This is a genomic window from Micromonospora sagamiensis, assembly GCF_014680085.1.
Lineage (GTDB): Bacteria > Actinomycetota > Actinomycetes > Mycobacteriales > Micromonosporaceae > Micromonospora > Micromonospora inyonensis.
Window position 1 is genome coordinate 4,725,747 of the sequence record NZ_AP023438.1, and the last position, 15,005, is coordinate 4,740,751.

Below are 15,005 nucleotides of genomic sequence, written 5' to 3' on the forward strand. Positions count from 1 at the left end.
CGGCACCCCACGCGGGTCGCCGGCCGTCCGGCTACCTGGCCGACGGCCGGGGCGGACGGGTGGGCCCGGGACCGGCGGGGACGCGGGCACCCGCCGGTGCCCGCAGCGGGTCAGCGCCCGCTGACCGAGCGGTAGTAGGTGCGTTCGGCGTTGGCCAGGCTGAAGGTCTGGTTGGACTCCGGTTGCGGCACGACCACCAGACCGGGGCGGTCCACCAGCCGTCGGGTGCCCGGCGGGGTGGACAGGGAGGTCGTCCGGCTGGCCCGCCAGCTCAGGACCACCAGCGGCTGTCCCGGCACCGGCAGCACGTACGTCTGGAGGGTGCTGGTCCGGTCGGCGGAGGAGACCACGGTCGGGCCCCCGCCGGGGGAGCGGTGCACCAGGGCCGTCATCGGTCCCGCCTCGCTCTCCCAACTGAGCTGCTTCAACTCGGCCGACGCGCCACCGTCGAGGGTGATCTCGCCCAGCACCCGGGTGGTGACCTGCTCCATCGGCCAGGAGCGCGGGACCGACTCGGGGGTCTCCCGGTCGCGCACCCGACGGGGGACGCTGACGAACGGGCCGTCCTCCCCGGCGAGCTGGCACGTGTCCAACCCGTGCAGGGCCCGCTGGCCGGCACCGGACTCGTCGCGCACCAGCGGGTAGCGGGGCGGTTCGGTGGCCGTACCCAGGTCGATCAGGCGGTCCGCGGCCCGGCCGCGCGGCAGCGACTCGGTGGCCCGCAGGGTGGCGGTCAGTGGCACGGCCGCGCAGGCCGGGACGGCGACCGGCCCGGTCAGACCGTCGGTGACGGCCAGTGGCCGCCCGTCCGGCCCGAGCAGGCGCTCCACGCGGGCGGAGGTGAGATAGCGGCGCTCGGCACCGAGCTGCACCGGCAGCACGTCGGCGTAGACCAGGTAGCCCCGGTCGGTGTAGTCGACGGCCCGGGTGACCGTGTACCGCGACCCGTCGCCGGTGAGCTGGAGCAGCCAGGAGGCACTCTCCCCGGGCACGTCGGCGGCGACCAGCGCCAGCCGCGTCCCGCCGACCTCGCCGGACCAGAGGATGCCCGAGGTGGGCAGGTGGACCCGGTCGTCGACCGGTGAGCGCCAGCCGCGGACCGCCTCGGTCAGCGCGGCCGTCGCGTCGGCGTCGGCGGCCAGACCGCCCCGCGCCGGCCACACCGCCAGGGCACCGTCGAGGGAGTCGTAGCCGACCGGAAGCCGGGCCTGCTGCCGCTGGGCGACCGGCCCGCAGCCGGTCGCCGTCAGGGCCAGGGCCAGCAGCGCCGTGGCCGTCCTCCCGCGCCAGCGGACTGAAGCCACGTGTACGCCCCCGATCGTTCTGCCCGGTCCGGAAGCCACATGCTACGAGATGTCCGGAGGTCCCCGGCCGGCGCCTCGGGCCGCTGGGCGTGCGCGGGACACGGGCACTGTGGCGTCCGACCCGGGCGTCGCCGGCGTTTTCGTGGCTTTTCTCAGCTCCGGTAGACTCCGCCGACTGTGACGCCTGCCGTGCCCCGTGGGGTATCCACGCTGGAATCCGCCACCACCGGCCCGGGAAGCGAGCCGACAGCGGTGACCGGGCGGGTCGCCGCCCGCTCCGTCGACGCGCGGACGCTCGACGGGGGACCGGTGGACGGGACCACGGCCGACGAGGAGCCGACGGTCGTCCGGGCGGAAGCCGACGAGACGGACGCCCCCGGTGCCCTGGCGGGGACCACCACCGCCGACCGGCGGCGACGTTGGCCCACCTGGCGGCGGGACCTCGGCGTCTTCGGCTTCTTCCTGCTCGCCGCGATCTGGGTGACCAGCCAGATCTGGGTCGACCCGGCCGGCCGGGTGGCCTCGCTCTACAGCAGCGACCCGGCCCAGGTGCAGTTCTTCCTCGCCCACTCGGTGCGGGTGGTGCTGCACGGCGAGTTCCCGTTCTACACCGAACAGTTCAACTACCCCGACGGGGTCAACCTGATGGCCAACACGGCCATCCTGGCGCTCGGCATTCCGATGGTGCCGATCACGCTGCTCTTCGGCCCGGCGGTGACCTTCGTGGTGCTGGTCACCCTCGCCCTGGCCGGCACCGCCTCGACCTGGTACTTCGTGCTCTCCCGGCACGTCGTACGGACCCCACTGGCGGCCCTGGTCGGCGGCTGGTTCTGCGGGTTCTCACCGGCCATGCTCTCGCACGCCAACTGGCACCCCAACATCATCTCGCAGTGGCTGCTGCCGTTCATCGTCTGGCGGGTGCTGGTCATCACCCGTTCCCGGCGGCCGGTGCGGGACGGGGTGATCCTGGCGCTGCTGGTCACCTGGCAGGCCTTCATCAACGAGGAGATCCTGCTCTTCACCGCGATGGCCTGCGGCATCTTCCTGCTCGCCGTGCTGGCCCAGCGGCGGGACCTCTGGTCGTCCGCCTGGCGGCCGATGGCGGTCGCGCTCGGGGTCTGCACCGTGGTGGCCGGGGCGCTGCTGGCGTACCCGCTCTACATCCAGTTCGGTGGCCCGATGGCGTACCACGGGCTCAGCGACGCGGTCCGCGACTACGGCAACGACATCGCGGCGTTCGTCACACCGGGCTCGCCGACCCTCGGCGGTAACGAGCGGGCCAACGCCAACCTGGCCCCCAACTACTCGGAGGAGAACGCCTTCTTCGGGTGGAGCCTGGTGCTGATCACCATCGGCATCGTGCTGTGGCTGCGTCGGGAGGTCGTCGTGCGGGCGCTCGCGGTCACCGGCGCCTTCTACGCCGTGCTCTCGCTGGGGGAGCGGATCTCCTGGTGGGACCGGGACCTGTTCACCGGCCCGTGGGAGTGGCTGGTCCACCTGCCGCTGCTGGACGCGGTGGTGCCCACCCGGTTCGGGATGATCACGACGGTGGTGATCGGCGTGCTGCTGGCCGTCGCCGTCGAGCGGGCCTGGACGACGCGCCCGTTGGCCCAGCACACCCGTACCCTGGTCGGCGCCGGCCTGGTCATGGCGCTGCTGCCGATCGCCCCGATGCCACTGAAGGTGACCAGCCGCCCGCCGGTGCCGGACTTCATCACCTCCGACCAGTGGCGGCGGTACGTCGCGGCGGAGCAGACCCTGGTGCCGGTGCCGATCCCGAGCATGGGCAACACCCACGGCATGCGCTGGGCCGCCTCGACCAACCTGGACTTCAAGATTCCCGGTGGGTACTTCCTCGCGCCGCGCAACGGCAACACCGGTGACCCGGGCCGGTTCGGTGGCCGGCCCAGCGGGGTGGGCGAGATCCTCCAGCAGGTGGCGACCACCGGGCGCACCGCGAAGCTGACCGACCGGGAACGCCGCCGTTCCCTGGACGAGCTGCGCCACTGGCGGGCGGCGATCGTGGTGTTGCCGGTCGACCAGAAGAACGTCGAGCCGCTGCGGCAGACGGTCGAGCAACTCGTCGGCCCGGCGCGGCGGGAACAGGACGTCTGGCTCTGGGACGTGCGCCCGATCACCACCCGCACCGACTGACCTGCCGGTCCACCCGCGTGGTTGCAGGGGGCCCTTCCTACCGCATTGTGCCGAGGAGGGGACCCCTGCAACCACCCGGGCGAGCGGGCGGTGGACCGGAGGTCGCTCAGACCAGGGGACGGACGTCCCAGAGCCACACGTCGTCCACCCGGCGGGGCTCGCCGAGCAGGCCGGTCATCAGCTCGCGCAGCACCGCCTCCCGGGGATGCGCGCCGAGCACCACCACCGAGGCCCGCCAGAAGCGCAGGTCCTCGACGGCCCGGCGGCGGTCCTCGTCGGTCAGCGCCGGCACCGCACCCTTGTCCATCGTGGAGTAGATCAGGGTGCTGGTCGGGCGGTTCGGGGCGCCGAAGATGCCCTCGTCGTTCGGGCCGGGGCCGATGAAGTAGCCGCCGGGCACCGGGAACTCGTGTCGGGTCAGCGCGCTCCAGCGCAGCGTGGACAGGCCGTGCACGTTGCTCGGGATGGGCACCGGCACCAGGGTCCGGCCGTCCGGCACGTAGGGCCGCCAGGCGCCGGAGGTGATGAAGGCCGGCGGCGGGTCGATCTGCTGGGCCGGCAGCGGCCGGGGGACCAGCGGCAGCACCGCCAGCGCGATCGCGGCGTACCCGACCGGCCGGACCCAGCGGCGGCGGGGCCCGGCTTCGGCGGCCCCGTCGCCGGTTCCGGTGGCGGCCGGCGGGAGGTCGGAGCCGACCGGTCGTCCGTTCCGGGCGACGGCGTCCCAGGCCAGCGCGAGCAGGACGTCGACCGCGCCGGTCACCACCAGGGTCAGCCGGGTGGGCATCATCATCTCGACCAGCGGCAGGTCGTCCGGGACGTAGTGCCAGGGGCCGTAGGTCTCGGTCTCCACGCCGTTGAGTCGGATCCGGGGGCCGAGCGACGCCACGGTGAAGACCGCCACCAGCACCGCCGCGATCCGGGCGGCCAACGAACGCCGCCAGAGCAGCACGATCGCCGCCAGCGTGACGAGCACCACCGGCCAGCCGAACCAGGTGTTCTGCTCGGTCAACCCGATGGTCTTCTCCACCGCCGGGTCCCCGGCCAGGGTGTCCCGGGCGAAGGTGACGAAGGCGGCCAGATCCTCGCCCCAGCTGTGGAAGACGCCACCCTGGAGGCCACGGTAGGACTGCGGACCGTTGAACTGGAACCAGATCGGGTACGCGGTCAGCAGCAGCGCCAGTCCGCCGCCGACGCCGAGGGCGGCGAGGAAGGTGCCGGCCTGGGCCCGCGCCGCCCGCCAGCGCGCCACCGCGTACGCGGCCACGACCACCAGGCAGGCCAGCGCCGTGAGCAGCAGCATCTCCTCGTTGACGAAGATCTGGTACGCGACCAGCAGGCCCAGCGCCAGACCGTTGCGCCGCCACCGTCCCGGCTCGCCGAGGCGGAGCACCCGGGCCACGATCAGCGGCAGCAGGAAGTTCGACACGAAGTTCGGCTGCCCGTTGGCGTGGTGCACGATGCCCGGCGCGAACCCGAGGAACGCGCCGCCGACGAACGCTGCCGCCCGGGAACCGACCAGCCGACGCGAGAGCACCCAGTACGACGTGGCGGCGGTGGCCGCCAGCGCGCCGCCCAGGTAGAGGGCGTACACCACCTGCGGACCGAGCAGGAGGGTCAGCGGGGCCAGCGGCAGGGTCACCCCGAGCAGCGAGGTGTTCGCCATCATGTTCACCCCGTCCGGGGCGTTCTGCCGCGCGGAGAAGAGCGGGTTCTCCAGGTGACGGACGGAGTGCGCGCCGTGCGAGAAGAGCCACTCGAACCAGCTGTGGTCGGTGGGCAGGTGCGAGGAGACCCGGTTCTCGACGTCCCCCCAGTAGTTCAGGCACACGAGAACGCCGAGGAGCACATAGGCTCCGATGGCCAGGACGTCGGCGCGGACGAACCGGCCGGTCGCCGGCCGGGTGTCCGCCGGCGGGTCGGCCGTAGCGGACGCGGACGCGGACTTCAACGAGGGGTCTACCACCGGCACAGCCACGACGCGCCATCGTACGCGAGAGGGCGTGTCGCTTTTGCCGGGCCGGTGCCGGTCGCGGGCACCGGCCGGCGCGCGGCAGTCCCGGTGCTGGCGGGAGGGGCACGGGGAGGACGCGGATGGCGCTGATCGATCTGGGTGAGGTGCGCGACGACCCGGAACCGGCGGTGCGGCGGGGGCCCGGGGTGTCACGGCGCTGGCGGTTCGCGCTGGTGCTCGGCCTCGTCCTGGTCACCCTGGCCGGGGCGGCACCGGCGCCCCGACGGTTCTCGGTGACGGTGCCCGGCCGGCTCGGAGCCGAGGCGTTCCTCGTCGGCGACCAGCTGGTGGTGGTCGGTCCCCCGTCGGTCGGCGCGTCAGGTGACCGGGAACTCGCCGCCTACGACCTGCCCGCCAGCGGTCGGTCCGCGTCGTCGGCGCTGCGTGCCCGCTGGCGGCGGACGGTGCCGGACACGCCGAGGATCTGGCCGGTGACCGACGTCGCCGGGGTTCTCCTGGTGGCCAGCAACGAAGGCAGACGGGGCAGCCAGTTCACCGTCGCCCTGGAGACCACGACCGGGCGGGAACGCTGGCGTCAGCCCGGCTCGCCGATGCTGACCGAGGGCGGCCGGGTGCTGCTGACCGTTCCGGCCGGGGAGGACGGCCAGTCGGTCCGGGTGGTCGACCCGGCGACCGGGGCGGTGCGCTGGTCGGCGTCGACGACTCCGGACCGGGTCGACTACCGCTTCGCCGAGCGGGGGATCGACCGGCTGGTGTGGACCCTCCCGTCGGGACGGACCGAGGTGCGGGACGCCGACTCCGGCCGGGTGCTGGCCGCCGCGCCGGTCCACACCGGCTCCCCGGACGACGGCGTGGGTGGGCAGGTGGTCGACGACCTGCTGCTGGCCGTCCGGAACCACCCGCCCACGGTGACCGCGTACGGGCTGGACCGGCTGGACCGGCACTGGACGGCCGAGCTGCCGTCGGTGGGGTACGTCAGCCGCTGCGGCGCGATGCTCTGCGTCTGGCAGCAGACCGGCGGGGTGCGACTGCTGGACCGGGCGACCGGCCGGACGGTGTGGCACGACCCCCGGTGGATGGCGGCCGTCCCGGTCGGGGACCGGCTGGTGGCGACCACGTCGGTCAGTTCGGCCCGGGAGGAGGTCTTCGTGCTGGACGCCGCGACCGGCCGGCAACTGGCCGACCTGGGCACCTGGAGCGGGTTGCAGACCCCGGTCGACGGCCGGCCGCCGGTCGCCTCCCGGCAGATCCGGGACCGGGGACTGCTGGTGGCCGAGTTCGACGTCGTACGCGGTCGACCCCGGATCCTGGACGTGTTGCCCGGCACCTACGGCGAGTGCCGTTTCCATCCCGAGGTGCTGCTGTGCCAGCAGGCGGACGGCTCGTTCCGGCTCTGGTGGCTGCGCCACTGACCGGGGCCTGCGGTCACCAGTTGGGCTGCGCGGGCGGTGGGGGCAGCGGCACCGACGGGGGGCGGATGACGTACGCCACCCCGCTGCTGCCCTGTTGCCAGGCCGCCTCGAACCGCTGGCGGTCGACGGTGCGGCGCACCCCGGTGTCGTCCGACGCGTACGGGTCGTTGAGCACCGGGTCACCGTCGGACGTGAAGCCGACGAGCACGATCAGGTGCCCCTTGGTGTCGTAGTCGAGGCCGGGCACGTCCCCGGTCCGGAACGCGGCGGAGACCACCAGCGGCACCCCGGCCGCGATGAACCGTTCCGCCTCGGCCAGTGACCGCAGCCGGGTGACGAAGGCGTCCATCCCGTAGCGGCCGGCGTAGGCGGTGTTGAAGGGCCAGTTCCCCGCCCCCCGGTAGGCGTGGTCGTAGCAGTGCCGGGCGGCGTGGTCGACCTCCGGACGGGGGTCGGTCGGGTCCACCCACGCGCACTCCTCGGGCGTGGGGCCGACACCCCAGTAGACCAGCACCATGGTGACGCAGGTCGGGCTGCACCAGGAGTCCCCGCCGCCACCCCAGCGGGGGTAGTGCCCGGCGTGCAGCCGCTGGGAGAACGTCGGCACCGCCAGTACCCGCCCGCGCGCCGCCGGGTCACCCGTCGCCGCGTCCCGCTCCGTCCCGTCCGGTCCGGTACGCGCCGGTACGGTCCGGTCGGCGTCCGTTCCGGTCTCCTCCGCTCGCGCCTGCGTCGGGACTGTTGTCGTCGGGCGGGGGCCGGAGGCGACCGCGCCGACCGTCCGCAGGGTCGGCCCGACGGCGGTGCCCGCCGGGCGGGCCAGGGTCACCCGCACCTGCCAGCCGGTGGCCCGCGCGCCCGTCACGGTCAGCGTGTCGGTGTCCACCTCGGCCTGCCGGTCCTGCTGCCCCGGCACGGAGGTACGGCGGATCCCCTCGTCGTCGGCGGCCCACCGGGCCAGGACGTACCAGCCGGTGACCGCGGCGTCGTCGGCCCAGCCGCACACCTCCACCTGGACCCAGCAGCCCTCCGGGACGTCGGCGGTCCAGGAGGGGACCACCTGGTGGACCCCGAACCCGACCCGGACCGGCGGGGAGACCCAGCGGCCCACGTCGTACCGGGTGCGGACACCGGTGTGCGGATCGGTGTACTCCAGCCGGGACGGCGGTCCGCCCAGGACGAGCCCGCCGTCGTTCGGCCGTACGCCGAGAACCGTGCCGTCGTCGAGGTCCGCCGGGAACCGGAAGACCCGGTAGACGACGTCCCGGTGCTGCGCCGCTGCGGCCATCACGGTCCGATCCGTAGACGAGTTTCGTGCAGCATCGCCTACCCGAAGATTCTTTGCAATGTCCGGGTGGCCGCGGCCACCTCGCGTTTGGCGGCCGACACTAGGTTGTGGTGGGCAGCAGCGAGGAGGCCGGGGATGCGGGTACTGGTGGTCGAGGACGAGCGCAACCTCGCCGACGCGATCGCGCGGGGACTGCGCCGCAAGGGCATGGCGGTCGACGTCGCGTACGACGGGGACAGCGGTCACGAGATGGCCTTCGTCACCCGGTACGACGTGGTGATCCTCGACCGTGACCTGCCCGGCGTGCACGGCGACCAGATCTGCGCCGAGCTGGCCGCCTCCGGCACCCTCACCCGCGTGCTGATGCTCACCGCCAGCGGCACCGTCTCCGACCGGGTGGAGGGGCTCCAGCTCGGGGCCGACGACTACCTGCCGAAGCCGTTCGCCTTCGACGAGCTGGTCGCCCGGGTCCAGGCGCTCGGCCGGCGGGCCACGCCGCCCGCGCCGCCGGTGCTGGAGCTGGCCGACCTGGTGCTCGATCCGGCCCGGCGGGTGGTCACCCGCGGTGGGTCGCCGGTCGACCTGACCAACAAGGAGTTCGGCGTCCTCTGCGAACTGCTCAAGGCCCGGGGCGCGGTGGTCTCCAGCGAGGAACTGCTGGAACGGGTCTGGGACGCCAACACCGACCCGTTCACCACCATCGTCCGGGTCACCGTGATGACCCTGCGCAAGAAGCTCGGCGACCCGCCACTGATCGAGACGGTGGTGGGTGCCGGATACCGGACGGCCGGAGACCTGTCATGACCCTCTACCTCACCCGCCGCCCCCGGCTGCGCCCCACCCTGCGGCTGCGGTTGACCCTGCTCAACGGCATCCTGCTGATCGGTGCCGGGGCGATCCTCGTCCTGCTGGCCTGGCTGCTGGTGCGCGACGCGCTCCGCCCCACCGACGAGCTGCTCCCCGGCACGACCGTGGTGCTCGCCGACGGCCGGACCCTGGACGCCGGGCAGTGGCAGCGCCAGCTGGTCGACACCGCCTCCCGGGAACTGCTCGCCAAGGGGCTGGTGGCCCTGCTGGCGATCAGCGCCGTCGCGGTGGCCGGCGCGTACGCGGTCGCCGGCCGGGCGCTGCGCCCGCTGTACCAGGTCACCTCCACCGCCCGCCGGCTCGGCGAGGCCACCCTCGACCAGCGGATCGGCTACTCCGGGGCGGACGACGAGGTGGCCGAGCTGGCCAAGACCTTCGACGCGATGCTGGACCGGATCGCCGGGGCGTTCGAGGCGCAGAAGCGGTTCGTCGCCAACGCCTCGCACGAGCTGCGGACGCCGCTGGCGGTGATGCGTACCGAGATCGACGTGACGCTCTCCGACGACGAGGCCGACGTCGCCGAGTTCCGCCGGATGGCCACCGTGGTGCGGGACGCCTCGGAACGGGCCAACGGCCTGGTCGACGCGCTGCTGGTGCTGGCCCGCAGCGAGGCGCAGGCGGGACGACGGCTCGGCCGCAAGAGCGAGTGCGACCTGGCCGACGGCACCGCCAACGCCCTCTCGGCGGTCCGCCGCGAGGTGGAGCGGATCAAGCTGCGGGTGGAGACCGAGCTGGAGCCGGCCCCGGTGGTCGGCGATCCCGGACTGCTCGACCGGCTCGCCGGCAACCTGATCGAGAACGCGGTGCGCTACAACCACCTGCACGGCCGGCTCTGGGTGCGGACCGGCTCCGACGGGCACGAGACCTGGCTGGTGGTCGGCAACACCGGCTTCGAGGTGGACCAGGCGGACGTGCCGGGGTTGTTCGAGCCGTTCCGGCGTGGTGGGCGGGAGCGGACCGGGGCACGCGGCTCCGGGCTGGGACTCTCGATCGTCCGGGCGGTCTGCGACGCGCACGGCGGCAGTGTCCGGGTCATCGCCCAGCCGGGCGGGGGCCTGGAGGTGACCGTGACCCTGCCTGCGGCGGCCGTCACCCCGGTGGTCAGCGCCTCGGCCGCGGTGACCACCGGCGTGCTGCCCCGCATCGCCGCCGACGTGAAGGCCGACTGACGGCTGCGGTAATTCGGTGGCACCGGTTCCGGGGGCCTGCCATGATCGCCCGGTCAGCCCCGAGGAGGAAGGGAGGTGCGGTCGATGTCCACCATGATCATTCCCGCGCCTCGCCGCCGGCACCGCTGACAGTCGACTCCCGCGGGGCGCGTCCATCCTCGACGAGGAGAACCATGAGTTCAGGAGTTCGCAGCGTCACCATCGACTGCGCCGACACCTACGCCCTGGCCGGATTCTGGGCAGAGGTCTTCGGCTGCCCCCGCCAGCCTGACGACTTCCCCGGCGACCCGGAGGCGATGCTGCTGCCGCCGGGCGGCCCGATGGTGATCTTCGTACAGGTGCCGGAGGGCAAGACCGTGAAGAACCGGGTGCACCTGTGCCTGGAGCCGGCCGACCGGGACCGGGACGCCGAGGTGGAGCGCCTGCTCGCCGTCGGCGCCACCCAGGTGGACGACCGACGCCACCCGGACGGCACCGGCTGGGTCGTCCTGGCCGATCCCGAGGGCAACGAGTTCTGCGTGCTGCGCAGTGACGCCGAGCGGGCCGCGACGGCCTGACCCGGAACGCGACGGGGCCCCTCCCGCACGGGAGGGGCCCCTTTGCCGGACGACTCAGTCGCGCTGCTCGATCGCGGAGCGGATGGTGCCGAACTCCGCCTCGGCCTCCTTGCCGGTCTTGAAGTAGATGATCACCATGCCGAGGCTGCCCCGGTCGGCCCAGACGCAGATGCCGAGCTTGGCGCCCTCGGAGGTGCCGTCGCCGCACTTGGCGTCGCCGCCGAGCGGACCCGCCTCCACCGCGGTCATGTTGGTGGTCCCGAGGTCCTTGGAGAGGGCGGTGATCGCGTCGTCCAGCTCCTTCTTCGGGTCGGCGATCAGGCCGGAGACCCCGATGATCATGACGAGGTCGTTCTTCGCCGGGTCGCCGTAGAAGCCGCCGACCGTGCTGGTCGCCTCCGGCACCTCCTTCTTGATCTCGGCGGCCATCTGCGTGGACGCCGCGACCAGCCCCGGCTCGGTGACCTTGGGCCGGCCGTTGAGCGTCTCCGGGGCGACCACGCGGGTCTTGGTGGCCTCCACGACCTCGCCGACGTCGTCACCCACGGTGGCCCAGATGGCGATGCCACCGCCGACGCAGAGCACCAGCACCACGGCGAGGACGATCAGCAGGACCTTGCCGACGCCGGACTTCTTCTTCGGCGGCGGGGGGAAGCCGGCCGCCATCGGGTCGGCCCCGTACGGCTGACCGGTGCCGTAGCCGGGCGCGCCCGACGGCTGGGGGTGGGCAGAGCCGTACTCCGGCTGCGGGGGGTGGTGCGGCTGGGACATCGACGCTCCAGATCAAAGGAATGGACGCGTGATCCTAACCAGCCGGACCGACATGGCCGTTGCCCCGATGGGACGCTCCACCATCGGGGCACCGCGAGCCGCCCGCCGAACGAGCCGGGGGTCGACACGCCGTCACGACGTGCCGACCCCCGGTGGTCGGATCGGGTCAGGCGGGCAGGCTCGCCGCCCCGCGCGGCAGGAACCGCGCCCCGGTGACCCGCTCGGAGGTGCCGGTCCGGTCCAGGTACGGCGTCACGCCACCCAGGTGGAACGGCCAGCCGGCACCGAGGATCATGCACAGGTCGATGTCCTGCGCCTCGGCCACCACGCCCTCGTCGAGCATCAGCCGGATCTCCTGGGCCAGCGCGTCGAGCGCGCCCTGCCGGACCTGCTCGGCGGTCAGCGGCGTGTCCCCGACGACCAGCAGCTTCGCCACCTCGGGGTTCACCTCGTCGTCCACCATGACCGGCTGGCCCGACTCGGCGATCCGCTTCAGGTTGTCGCTGAGGCCGAACCGGTCCGGGAAGGCCGCGTGCAGGGTGCCGCCCACGTGGTGGGCGACCGCCGGACCGACCAGCTGGAGCAGGGCCAGCGGACGCATCGGCAGGCCCAGCGGGTCCAGTGCGCTGTCGGCCACCTCCAGCGGGGTGCCCGCGTCCACGGCCGTGAAGATCTCGCCGAGGAAGCGGGTGAGCAGCCGGTTGACCACGAACGCCGGGGCGTCGGCGACCAGCACGCAGGACTTGCGCAGCTGCTTGCCGACCGCGAAGGCGGTGGCCAGGGTGGCGTCGTCGGTCCGCTCGCCCCGGACGATCTCCAGCAGCGGCAGCACCGCGACCGGGTTGAAGAAGTGGAAGCCCACGACCCGCTCGGGGTGCTCCAGGTCGGCGGCCATCGCGGTCACCGAGAGCGAGGAGGTGTTGGTGGCCAGCACCGCCTCCGGCGAGACGATCTTCTCCAGTTCGGCCCAGACCTGCTTCTTGACGCCCAGGTCCTCGAAGACCGCCTCGATGACGAAGTCGGCGTCGGCGAAGACGCCCTTGTCGACCGAGCCGGAGACCAGGCCGTACAGCTTCGCCGCCGTACCCTTGTCCATCCGGCCCTTGGCGACCTGCTTCTCGATCTGGGCGTGCACGTAGCCGACGCCCTTGTCCACCCGGGCCTGGTCCAGGTCGGTCATCACCACCGGCACCTGGAGGCGGCGGGCGAACAGCAGCGCGAGCTGGCTGGCCATCAGGCCGGCACCGACGATGCCGACCTTGGTGACCTCACGGGCCAGCCCCTTGTCCGGCGCGCCGACCGGGCGCTTGGCCCGCCGCTGCACCAGGTCGAAGGCGTACAGGCCGCTGCGGAGTTCCTCGCTGAAGACCAGGTCGGCCAGGGCCTCGTCCTCGGCGGCGCTGCCGGTGGCGAAGTCGGCCTCCTTGGCCAGCGCCAGCAGCTCCAGGGCCTTGTTGGCGGCCGGGACCGCACCGTGCAGCCGCTGGTCGAGCATCTGCCGGGCGAAGAAGAGCACGCCGTCCCACATGTCCCGGTCGACCTCCGGGCGGGCCACGGTGATCTCACCGCGCACCACGCTGGCGGCCCACTCCAGGGATCGCTCGAGGAAGTCGGCCGGCTCCAGCAGCACGTCCGCGATGCCCATCTCGGCGGCCTGCCTCGGCCTGAGCATCTTGTTCTGCATCAGCGGGTTCTGGATGACCACCTGGGTGGCGGCCGGAATACCGATCAGGTTGGGCAGGAGCTGGGTGCCGCCCCAGCCGGGGACCAGCCCGAGCGACACCTCGGGCAGGGCCAGGGCCGCCGCCCCGCCGGAGAGCGTCCGGTAGTGGCAGTGCAGGGCCAGCTCCAGGCCACCCCCCATCGCCGCGCCGTTGACGAAGGCGAAGGTCGGGACGTCGCTGTCCTTCAGCCGGGCGAAGACCCGGTGGCCGAGCCGGCCGATCTCCAGCGCCTGCTCCCGGCCGGCGATCTGCGGCAGGCTGACCAGGTCCGCGCCCACGCAGAAGACGTACGGCTTGCCGGTGACCGCGACGAACGCCGGGTTCGCGGCCAGCGCGGCGGTGATCGCCTCGTCCAGGCTGGTCAGGCCGCCCGGCCCGAAGGTGTTCGGCTTGGTGTGGTCGAAGCCGTTGTCGAGCGTGATCAGCGCGGCCGGCCGGTCCAGGCCGGGCACGTTCACCTGGCGCAGCAGCGCCTTCGTGACCACCTCGTTCGCCGCGGCGAGCGCGCTCACTTGTCTCCACCCTCCCAGTTCGGGTTCTCCCAGATGACCGTGCCGCCCATGCCGATGCCGATGCACATGGCGGTGACGCCGTAGCGGACCTCGGGGTGCTCGGCGAACTGCCGGGCGAGCTGGGTCATCAGCCGTACGCCCGAGGAGGCGAGCGGGTGACCGATGGCGATCGCGCCGCCCCACTGGTTGACCCGGGGGTCGTCGTCGGCGATGCCGAAGTGGTCGAGGAAGGCGAGCACCTGCACGGCGAACGCCTCGTTCAGCTCGAACAGCCCGATGTCGTCGATGCTCAGCCCGGCGATGCGCAGGGCCTTCTCGGTCGAGGGGATCGGGCCGACGCCCATCACCTCCGGCTCGACGCCGACGAAGCCGTACGACACCAGCCGCATGGCGACCGGCAGGCCCAGCTCGCGGGCGGTGGACTCGGCCGCGATCAGGCTGGCGGTGGCGCCGTCGTTCAGCCCGGCCGCGTTGCCGGCGGTGACCCGGCCGTGCGGGCGGAACGGGGTCTTCAGGGTGGCGAGCTTCTCCAGCGAGGTGTCCCGGGGGGCCTCGTCCACCGTGGCCAGACCCCAGTCGCCGTCGCCGTCGCGGATCGCGACCGGGACCAGGTCGGGCTGGAGCTTGCCGTTGGCGTACGCCTTCGCGGTCTTCTGCTGCGAGGCCAGCGCGAAGGCGTCGGCGCGCTCCTTGGTGACGTGCGGGACGCGGTCGTGCAGGTTCTCCGCGGTGGCGCCCATCACCAGGGCGGACGGGTCGACCAGCTTCTCGGCGAGGATGCGCGGGTTCGGGTCCACGCCCTCGCCCATCGGGTGCCGCCCCATGTGCTCGACGCCACCGGCGACGGCGATGTCGTACGCGCCCATCGCGATGCCCCCGGCGACGGTGGTCACCGCCGTCATCGCGCCCGCGCACATCCGGTCGATGGCGTAGCCGGGCACGGTCTTCGGCAGGCCGGACAGCAGCGCGGCGGTCCGGCCGATGGTCAGGCCCTGGTCGCCGATCTGGGTGGTGGCGGCGATGGCCACCTCCTCGACCCGCTCCGGCGGCAGCTGCGGGTTACGCCGCAGCAGTTCCCGGATGCAGCGGATGACCAGGTCGTCGGCGCGGGTGTTGGCGTACATGCCACCCGCCTTGCCGAACGGGGTGCGGACGCCGTCGACGAAGACGACATCCCGAACTTCACGGGGCACTTGAGCCTCCTTTTCGACCATGATCCGCAACCCGGGCGCCGACAGGCGGCACTCCGGGCCGGACGAAGGTCGCCGGCAC

At 73.2% G+C, this 15,005-nt stretch carries 11 protein-coding genes; 5 read left to right on the plus strand and 6 right to left on the minus strand.

Annotated elements, in window-relative coordinates:
• Window positions 1-110: 110 nt before the first annotated feature.
• Entirely contained in the window at window positions 111-1,304 is a 1,194-nt protein-coding gene (locus tag IGA62_RS20825; protein ID WP_145819228.1) for a hypothetical protein, read from the minus strand.
• Between the two features lie 384 nt (window positions 1,305-1,688).
• Here IGA62_RS20825 and IGA62_RS20830 point away from each other — a divergent pair, with 384 nt between their 5' ends.
• Entirely contained in the window at window positions 1,689-3,458 is a 1,770-nt protein-coding gene (locus IGA62_RS20830; protein ID WP_232625115.1) for a glycosyltransferase family protein, read from the plus strand.
• A gap of 106 nt (window positions 3,459-3,564) precedes the next feature.
• On the opposite strand, the gene IGA62_RS20835 is transcribed toward IGA62_RS20830, so the two are convergent.
• Complete coding sequence (locus tag IGA62_RS20835; RefSeq protein ID WP_145819227.1) at window positions 3,565-5,436, minus strand: hypothetical protein; 1,872 nt, start codon at window positions 5,434-5,436, stop codon at window positions 3,565-3,567.
• 116 nt (window positions 5,437-5,552) lie between these two features.
• Between IGA62_RS20835 and IGA62_RS20840 the strand changes: the two genes are divergently transcribed.
• A complete protein-coding gene (locus IGA62_RS20840) occupies window positions 5,553-6,845 on the plus strand; it encodes an outer membrane protein assembly factor BamB family protein (protein WP_190289192.1) in 1,293 nt (430 codons plus the stop codon).
• A gap of 13 nt (window positions 6,846-6,858) precedes the next feature.
• Here the strand turns inward: IGA62_RS20840 and IGA62_RS20845 are convergent, their stop codons facing one another.
• Window positions 6,859-8,133 carry a peptidase C39 family protein gene (locus IGA62_RS20845; RefSeq protein ID WP_145822099.1) on the minus strand — a complete coding sequence of 425 codons (1,275 nt, stop codon included), beginning with the start codon at window positions 8,131-8,133 and terminating at the stop codon, window positions 6,859-6,861.
• 135 nt (window positions 8,134-8,268) lie between these two features.
• Between IGA62_RS20845 and IGA62_RS20850 the strand changes: the two genes are divergently transcribed.
• The 3 genes from IGA62_RS20850 (at window position 8,269) to IGA62_RS20860 (ending at window position 10,726) form a co-directional block, all read left to right on the plus strand.
• Window positions 8,269-8,937, plus strand: coding sequence for a response regulator transcription factor (locus IGA62_RS20850; protein ID WP_145819225.1), 669 nt, complete (start codon window positions 8,269-8,271; stop codon window positions 8,935-8,937).
• Window positions 8,934-10,169: a sensor histidine kinase gene (locus IGA62_RS20855; RefSeq protein ID WP_232624723.1), complete on the plus strand. Its 1,236-nt coding sequence runs from the start codon at window positions 8,934-8,936 to the stop codon at window positions 10,167-10,169. Before IGA62_RS20850 ends, IGA62_RS20855 begins: the two co-directional genes overlap by 4 nt.
• Window positions 10,170-10,342: 173 nt before the next feature.
• Complete coding sequence (locus IGA62_RS20860; RefSeq protein ID WP_186499977.1) at window positions 10,343-10,726, plus strand: VOC family protein; 384 nt, start codon at window positions 10,343-10,345, stop codon at window positions 10,724-10,726.
• Window positions 10,727-10,780: 54 nt separating this feature from the next.
• Here the strand turns inward: IGA62_RS20860 and IGA62_RS20865 are convergent, their stop codons facing one another.
• The 3 genes from IGA62_RS20865 to IGA62_RS20875 form a co-directional block, all read right to left on the minus strand.
• The gene (locus tag IGA62_RS20865) at window positions 10,781-11,497 is read right to left on the minus strand and encodes a hypothetical protein (protein WP_145819223.1); all 717 of its coding nucleotides are present in this window, start codon (window positions 11,495-11,497) and stop codon (window positions 10,781-10,783) included.
• A gap of 166 nt (window positions 11,498-11,663) precedes the next feature.
• Entirely contained in the window at window positions 11,664-13,733 is a 2,070-nt protein-coding gene (locus tag IGA62_RS20870; RefSeq protein ID WP_145819222.1) for a 3-hydroxyacyl-CoA dehydrogenase NAD-binding domain-containing protein, read from the minus strand.
• On the minus strand, window positions 13,730-14,926 hold the full coding sequence (locus IGA62_RS20875) for a thiolase family protein (protein ID WP_145819221.1): 1,197 nt from the start codon (window positions 14,924-14,926) through the stop codon (window positions 13,730-13,732). The genes IGA62_RS20870 and IGA62_RS20875 overlap by 4 nt, the downstream gene beginning before the upstream one ends.
• Window positions 14,927-15,005: the final 79 nt, after the last annotated feature.